The 7,697-nt window shown below is 62.4% G+C and carries 8 protein-coding genes; all 8 read left to right on the top strand.

Features of this window, described 5'->3' with window-relative positions:
- Nucleotides 1–1,087, top strand: a 1,087-nt coding sequence (locus FTE24_RS22900; protein ID WP_272915095.1) for an ATP-dependent helicase C-terminal domain-containing protein, incomplete at its 5' end; no start/stop codon positions are given.
- A 177-nt stretch (nt 1,088–1,264) separates the two neighbouring features.
- Complete coding sequence (locus tag FTE24_RS22895; RefSeq protein ID WP_150228511.1) at nt 1,265–1,975, top strand: general stress protein; 711 nt, start codon at nt 1,265–1,267, stop codon at nt 1,973–1,975.
- Between the two features lie 392 nt (nt 1,976–2,367).
- Entirely contained in the window at nt 2,368–2,733 is a 366-nt protein-coding gene (locus FTE24_RS22890) for a helix-turn-helix transcriptional regulator (RefSeq protein WP_141449510.1), read from the top strand.
- A 209-nt stretch (nt 2,734–2,942) separates the two neighbouring features.
- On the top strand, nt 2,943–3,944 hold the full coding sequence (locus tag FTE24_RS22885) for a Gfo/Idh/MocA family protein (RefSeq protein WP_150228513.1): 1,002 nt from the start codon (nt 2,943–2,945) through the stop codon (nt 3,942–3,944).
- Between the two features lie 113 nt (nt 3,945–4,057).
- Entirely contained in the window at nt 4,058–5,089 is a 1,032-nt protein-coding gene (locus FTE24_RS22880) for an aldose 1-epimerase (protein ID WP_150228515.1), read from the top strand.
- 151 nt (nt 5,090–5,240) lie between these two features.
- Nucleotides 5,241–5,825, top strand: a complete 585-nt coding sequence (locus tag FTE24_RS22875; protein WP_150228517.1) for a nitroreductase family protein — start codon at nt 5,241–5,243, stop codon at nt 5,823–5,825.
- 31 nt (nt 5,826–5,856) lie between these two features.
- Nucleotides 5,857–6,669, top strand: a complete 813-nt coding sequence (locus tag FTE24_RS22870) for an acyl-[acyl-carrier-protein] thioesterase (protein WP_150228519.1) — start codon at nt 5,857–5,859, stop codon at nt 6,667–6,669.
- On the top strand, nt 6,666–7,568 hold the full coding sequence (locus FTE24_RS22865; RefSeq protein ID WP_150228521.1) for an aldo/keto reductase: 903 nt from the start codon (nt 6,666–6,668) through the stop codon (nt 7,566–7,568). Before FTE24_RS22870 ends, FTE24_RS22865 begins: the two co-directional genes overlap by 4 nt.
- Nucleotides 7,569–7,697 lie beyond the last annotated feature (129 nt).

Below are 7,697 nucleotides of genomic sequence, written 5' to 3'. Positions count from 1 at the left end.
GCTCGAAGCGCTGCAGGCGTCGCCGCGCTTCTTCGGCGGCGCGCGCACGCCGGAAGACCGCGCCGCCGAGCGCGCGGCGCGGCTGCGCGTCATCGCCGGGCTGCCGGCGGGACCGTCCGGCGATCCCGCGGCAGCGGGCCTGCTGCTCGCCTATGCTTTCCCGGACCGGGTCGGCCGGCGGCGGGGAGGAGGCCGCTTCCTGCTCAGCGGCGGGCGCGGCGCGTTCGTGCCGGAGCGCGAGCTGCTCTCGCGCGAGGAGTACCTCGTCGCCGCGGATATCGACGACCGCGGGGCGGAAGGGCGCATCTGGCTCGCCGCTCCGCTGGAAGCGCACGACGTGGAGCGCTTTGCCGCCGAAGAAGGCACGGAAGAAATTCGCGTCGAATGGGACGCGGAGCGCGAAGCGGTGTCGGCGCTGCGCATTCGGCGGATCGGCGCCGTCGTGCTCCGGTCCGTGCAGGTCTCTTCGCCCGACGCGGACGACGTGGCCGCCGCGCTGATTGCGGGCATCCGCGCCAGCGAAGGCCGGCTGCTGCCGTGGAGCAAGGAAGCGCGGGAGCTTCAGCACCGTATGCGGTTCATGCACTCGGCCGACGACGCGTTCCCGGCGTCGGACGACGCGGCGCTGCTGGCAGATCTGGAAGACTGGCTGCTTCCTTATGCAGCCGGCGTGCGGAGTGCGGCGCAGCTGCGCAAGCTGAATCTGGCGCAGCTGCTGGAACAGCGGCTCACGTGGGAGCAGCGCCGCACGCTCGACGCCGAAGCGCCGACCCGCCTGACGGTGCCGAGCGGTTCGCGGATCACGGTCGATTACAGCGATCCGGAGCGGCCGTCCGTGGCGGTGAAGCTGCAGGAGATGTTCGGCCAGACGCAGACGCCGCGTATCGGACGCGGGCGCGTCCCGGTCACGGTGCAGCTGCTGTCGCCGGCGCGCCGGCCCGTGCAGATCACGTCGGATCTGGCGAACTTCTGGAAAGAGACGTATTTCGAAGTCAAAAAAGACTTGAAAGGCCGGTATCCGAAGCATTACTGGCCGGACGATCCGAACGGCGCCGAAGCGACGCGGCACGTACGGCCGAGACGCTGAGGCGGGCGTGAACAGGCGGAGAGGCGACGGACGGGACGGAAAGAGCGGTAAGACGGAATATCCGTTTTCCCGCTTTTTCGCTTGTGCACGTCCGGTTGGGACGTTTCGGGCCGCCGTTGAAGGGTAAATAAGGAGCGAGCACAAATCCCAATTCAAAATTGAAGGAGGATTTTTACGATGTCGAAAAAAATTGTAGGCGTATTCGAAAACGAACGGGAAGCTTCGCGCGCCATCCAGAATTTGCAGGCGCAGGGGTTCACGTCGGAAGAAATCTCGGTTGTGGCCAAAGACCGCAACGACCTGAGAGCGATCGACGAAGAGACCGGGACGAAAGCACCGGAAGGCTTGGCGGCAGGTGCGGCGACAGGCGGCGTGATCGGCGGTGTCACGGGACTGCTGGCCGGCGTCGGCGCGTTGGCGATACCGGGCATCGGGCCGATTCTGGCCGCCGGACCTTTGGCCGCGGCGTTGGCGGGTCTTGCGGTAGGCGCCGGAGCGGGCGGTCTTGTGGGCGGCCTGGTCGGACTCGGCATTCCGGAGAACGAAGCGCAGGAATACGAAGAGCATCTTAATCGCGGCAATATTCTCGTACTGGTCGACGAAGATAACCGAAGCGGAACGGTGTACGATTCCTTCAAAGAGAACCAGTCGCTAAATGCCAACCGGTATCATCTGACCGAAGAAGGATACGGCAACGAGATGCACACGGGCGGTTCGGTGAATCCGGAGATGAACACGACCGTACCCCGCGCGGGCATGACTAATCCTTCGGGCATGGTCGGACCGGACGCGGGTCTGGCCCCGGACACGATCAGCGAAGCCGACCGGCGCCGCGCGGTCGACGATCCGGCCGACACGCTGCCTCCGCGCGGCGACCGCAGGCTCTAGGACGCGCTTTGCCGGGCAAAGCCCGATCAAGCGCCGGAGCCGCGGCAGCCGTCGGACGATCCTCACTACCGAATCGAACGCACAGGGAAGGCGCAGCGGCGCCTTCTCTTTTTTTTGCGTGAAAGGTGAAAACGCTCGTCTCTTTTGGCTTTCTTTTTCCGAAATAAATAAATCAATACATGAAAAATTCATAATAGAAAATCCGGAGTCGATTGCTCCCTTTTACCGCAATCCATATCTGCGAACACTGAACCCTGAAAAAAGGGGAAAAAGCGCCACCGCTTCTTTTAACGCAAAAAAGCCTCGGGAAAAAGACGGAAAAGATGTGAAACGCCGCAAAGTCGATTATAATGAAAGGGAACAAGCGTTCACCCGAAAAGGAGGAAGAAAACATGGCCTTCATGATCGCCCAACGGGCATTCATCAAACTGTACCTCATCACCATGGTCGAACAGCAGCGCGGATACGGCTACCAGATGCTCGAAGAGATGAAGGAGAGCTTCAAGCCCTTCGGGTACGTCCCTCCCCAGAGCGAAATTTACCGCGCGCTGCACGAACTTGTGCACGAAGGCGTTTTTTACCGGACGAAGCAGCTCAAAGGAAACGATCCGCGCGTCGATTTTCAGGAAATCGTGCTGTATCATTTTACCGACGACGGTCCCGAAAAAGCGAAGCTGTACAAAAAACAGGTCAAAACCGATCTGGATCGCTGCCTGGGCATGCTGAACAAGGCGTCCGAAGACAATTACGGAACGTGAATACGGCGCAGCCGGCAGAGAAGCTCTGCGGAGCTACGGACGTGTCCGCCAAAAGCAGGAAGGGGATGCAGGCATCCCCTTCTTTTTGGCGTCGAAAATACGTTGGCACGCTGTATAGAAAACGTTATCATAAGAAGGGAAACAGAAGGGAAACGGAAGACTGAGGGCCATGCCCGAACTTTCCTGCCCGAAAACAAGGAGGAACATCTATGGTTCGAAAGCTGCGATGGGGCATTTTGGGTACGGCGGGCATTGCGGAAGGCGCTTTTATTCCGGCGGTGCAAAGTTCCGAGCGCGGGCTGGTAGCGGCGATCGCCAGCCGCAGCGACGGCAAAGCGGGCGAGATGGCGGCGCGCACCGGCGTCGAGCGGCATTACGGAAGTTACGAACGACTGCTGGACGACCCCGATATCGACGCCGTGTACATTCCGCTGCCGAATCATTTACATAGGGAATGGACGATAAAAGCCGCCAAAGCGGGCAAGCACGTGCTGTGCGAAAAGCCGGCGGCGCTGAACGCGGAAGAGACGGCGGACATGCTGGCGGCGTGCGAAGCGGCGGGCGTGCTGTTCGCGGAAGCTTTTATGTACCGGTACGGGGCCAAGCACGCCCGCGTGCGCGAGATTCTCGCTGCCGGCGAAATCGGCGACCTGCGGTCGATGCACGGCGTGTTCAACTATTGCACCCCGGACGATACCGGCAACGTGCGATTCGATCGCGCAATGGGCGGCGGATCGATCTACGATATCGGCGTGTATCCGATCTCGGCCGCACGCATGGTCGCCGGAAGCGAGCCGCTGTGGGCGTCGGCACACGCGTTCTTTTCTCCGCAGCACGATGACGTCGATATGGCCGCGTCCGGCATTCTGGCGTTCGACGGCGGCGTGTCGCTCACGTTCGAATGCGGGATGTGGTCGTACAACCGCTCCTACTTCGAGATTACCGGCACGAAAGGGCGGATCGAGCTGCCGCATATGTTCGGCTGGCGGGAGAACCCGCAAATCGTCGTCCTGACCGACCGGGAACGGCGCGAAGAAAGCCTGCCGGAACTCAACCATTATTCGCTGCAGGCGGACGCGTTCGCGCGAGCGGCGTTTGGCGAAGCCGATCCGGTCTTCGCGCCGGGCGACGCGCTGCGCAATATGCGGGCGATCGACGCCTGCCTCAAATCGGCCCGTCAAGGCTGCCGCGTCGAGATTATCGGAGAATAAGGCGGCGGGTCCGGTCTTTTTTGCCCAAAGGTCGCTGTTCAAATTGAAAGCGCCTCCGGCAACGGGGTATAATAACGGTGAGCGATTCCAACTTGACTTAAAGGAGACTGTATATGTCGATGAATCCAAATGCCGGAACCCCTCCGGTGTACGAAGCAAACCGCGGCGACTACAACGGGGAAGAGGCCGTTTGGCTAAAATACGGAGAGTATGAAGCGGCCGTACTGCCGAGAATCGGCGGCAACCTGATCGCTTTCCGGGATACGAAGCGCGGCTTCCGGTTCCTGCGCGAGCCGGAAGACATGCAGGCGTTCGTATCCGATCCGGGTACGCACGGCATTCCGCCGCTGTTTCCGCCGAACCGTTACGACGGCGGGCAGCTCAAGTGGAACGGCGAGACGTATTCGTTCCCGGTCAACGAAGCGGAGACCGGCAATTTCCTGCACGGCTATCTGCATACGCTGCCGTGGGAAGTCGAAGCGTTCGGCGCTTCCGAAGCGGAAAGCTTCGTCTCGGTCGCGCATCGCGTCACCGAAGGACATCCGATGTACGCGTATTTCCCGTATGCGTTCACGCTGCGTATCCGGTATTCGATCAGCTCGCTCGGCCTGGAGCAGGACGTGACGCTGTTTAACGAATCCGGCCGCAAGCTGCCGGCGCTGCTCGCGTTCCATACGGCGCTGAACGCGCCGTTCGCGCAAGGCAGCACGTCGGAAGACTGCCGCATCAAAGTGACGATCGGCCAGCGCCGCGAACTCGACGGCCGCATGCTGCCGACCGGAGGCTTCCAGCCGTTGGCGGAGTGGGAAGAAGAGATGCGCGAAAGCGGCGTGAACCCTTACGTCGATTCGATGGACAACCATTATACGGCGGTGCCGCAGGGCGGCCGCAACCGGGCCGAGATTACCGATACGCGCCTCGGCGTCAAAGTAGTCTACGACGTCGGCACGTCGTACCGCCACTGGATGATCTGGAACAGCGGCGCGGGCGGTTCGTTCATCTGCCCGGAACCGCAGGTGAACCTGGTCAACGCGCCGAATCTGTCGCTGCCGGCCGAAGACATGGGATTGTTCGCGATCGAGCCGGGCGAAGTCTGGCAGGCGACCAGCCGGATCTACGCGGTCGATCTGGCAAGCGGAGTCTGATTCCGGCGCGGCCCTGTACGAAGCGAAAGATCGTAAACGAGAAAATTCCCGGCTGCCGCTTGTGCGCCGGGAATTTTCTCGTCTTGCCCGGCCCCGAACGCAAATGGTACGCTTAACAAGTACGAGCACGGAAATCGAAGGAGGAATTGCAATGAATATATCAGAAGCGATCCGCACCCGGCGCAGCGTCGGAGCGGTCAAGAACGACGAAGTACCGCGTCAGCAGATCGAACAAATTTTGGAAGCGGGTACGTGGGCACCTACGCACCGCAGAACGGAACCGTGGCGTTTCTTCGTCATGCAGGGCGAAGGCCGCTCCAAGCTGGCTGCCGCTCTGGCCGACACCGAAGCCGCCGAGAAAGGCATAGATCCTTCGCCGGAGCAGCGCGAAGAACTGCTGGATTCCGCGCTGAAGAAAGTGTCGCGCTCGCCGGTCGTGATCGCGGTCGGCTGCGAGCCGGTCGATTCGCCGAAGGTCATTCCGCTGGAAGAGACGCTGTCGGTCGCTTCGGCGATTCAGAATATGCTGCTTGAAGCGCATGCGCTTGGTCTGGGCGCGGTCTGGAGAAGCGGAAGCTCCTGCTACCATCCGCTGATGGCGGAACGGTTCGGGCTCGGCCCGAACGGCCAAATGCTCGGCTTCCTGTACGTCGGATATCCCGACCGCGAACCGGGCGAAGGCAAACGCGAACCGTTCGAGTCGAAAACGGTCTGGATCGACGCCGCAGACAGCTGATCGGGCCCGGCCCGGAAAGGGGAATACGATCATGCGCGACGTATGGACGGAACCGTTGGCGGCGTCGGTGACCGAATCGGATTTTGCCGGCAGAATCCGCCTGTCCGCGCTGCTCGGCGTCATGCAGAATGCGGCGGACCGGCATCTGGAAGACGCCGGCGTGTCGGTCGGCCGCATGCTGGAGCAGGGCATGGCCTGGATTCTTATGACGACGCGGCTCGACCTGCTCGCCGTGCCGAAGCTCGGAGACGCCTTGACGCTTGAGACGTGGAACTGCGGAGCGTCGGGCGTGCTGTGGGTACGGGATTACCGGCTGCTGAACAGGAACGGCGAAGAGATCGCCCGGGCTTCGACGGCCTGGACGCTGGTCGATCTGGCCAAGCGGCGCATTTTGCGTCCTTCGGCGTATCCGTTCCCGCTAGAGGTCAGCAGCCGGCCTTCGCTTGCCGGCGCGCCGGGCAAGGTGAAGCTGCCCGGCGACGAAGAAGCGTCCTGGAGCGAAGACGCCATGTATACGGTGCCCTACAGCGCCGTGGACTGCTACGGGCATCTGAACAATGCCCGCTATGCCGATCTGTGCGCCGACCTGCTGACGCCGGACGAACTGCGCGAACGCGATATTCGTTCGATTCATATCGCGTACAGCCGCGAAGCGGCGCTGGGCGACCGGCTGTCGCTGCGGCGGGCCGATCGCGGAGACGAAGTGTTCGTCTCCGGCCGGTCGGCAGGCGGGCAGCGCACGTTCGACGCCATTCTCGGCCTGGCCGACAGGACCATGCCGGAACAGAGCCCGAACCCGGGCAGCGAACCATCGAAGCAAGACGAGAGGAGCGAAGAACGATGAAGCGTAACACATTGGGCATGTCCGATCTGAGCGTGAGCGAGATCGGCTTCGGCTGCATGTCGATCGGCACGGAAGAGAACGCGGCTTCCCTGCTGCTGCACGAAGCGCTCGATCTCGGTATCAATCTGCTCGACACGGCGGATCTCTATGACTCCGGCCGTAACGAAGAACTCGTCGGCAAAGCGATCAAAGGCCGCCGCAGCGAAGTCGTGCTGGCGACCAAAGTCGGCAATCGCCGGGTACCCGGTCAGGAAAGTCTGGCCTGGGACGCTTCCAAAGCGTATATCCTGTCCGCCGTCAAAGACAGCCTGCGGCGGCTCGGTACCGATTATATCGACTTGTACCAGCTGCACGGCGGGACGCTCGACGATCCGATCGACGACACGATCGAAGCGTTCGAGCAGTTGAAGCGCGAAGGCGTCATCCGGTATTACGGCATTTCGTCGATCCGTCCGAACGTTATTCGCGAATACGTCTCGCGTTCGAACATCGTCAGCGTTATGAGCCAGTACAGCATCCTCGACCGGCGTCCGGAAGAAGACGTGCTGCCGCTGCTGCGCTCCAAAGGCATCAGCGTGCTGGCGCGCGGCCCGGTCGCAAGCGGCATGCTGGCCGACAGCGGCGACGGCAAGCTGTCCAAAGGCTATCTCGGCTACGGCGAAGAAGAACTGCGCCGTTTCCGCGCAGGGCTGCGCTCGGCGGTCGACCGGCCGCTGGCCGAGGCGGCGCTGCGCTATCCGCTGGCGGACGCGGCGGTCGGCTGCGTCCTCGCCGGAGCGAGCACGCCGGAGCAGCTGCGCGCGAACGTCGCGGCGATCGCGCAGGCGCCGCTGAGCGCGCAGGAGCTGGCGGGCATTCGTTCGGCCGTGCCGGCGAACGTCTACGCGCAGCACCGCTAAGAGGCGGGCCGGGCTGGGACGCTTGGCGTCCGCCGGCTGCGCCGTCAAGTCCGAAAGAAAGCTCCGGTTCGCAGCGCGAACCGGGGCTTTTTCTGTCTTTTTACGGAACAGATTCGCCTTTTTTCGTTT

Source organism: Saccharibacillus sp. WB 17 (assembly GCF_008634075.2).
Taxonomy (GTDB): domain Bacteria; phylum Bacillota; class Bacilli; order Paenibacillales; family Paenibacillaceae; genus Saccharibacillus; species Saccharibacillus brassicae.
This window is presented reverse-complemented; position numbering and strand designations above follow the sequence as displayed.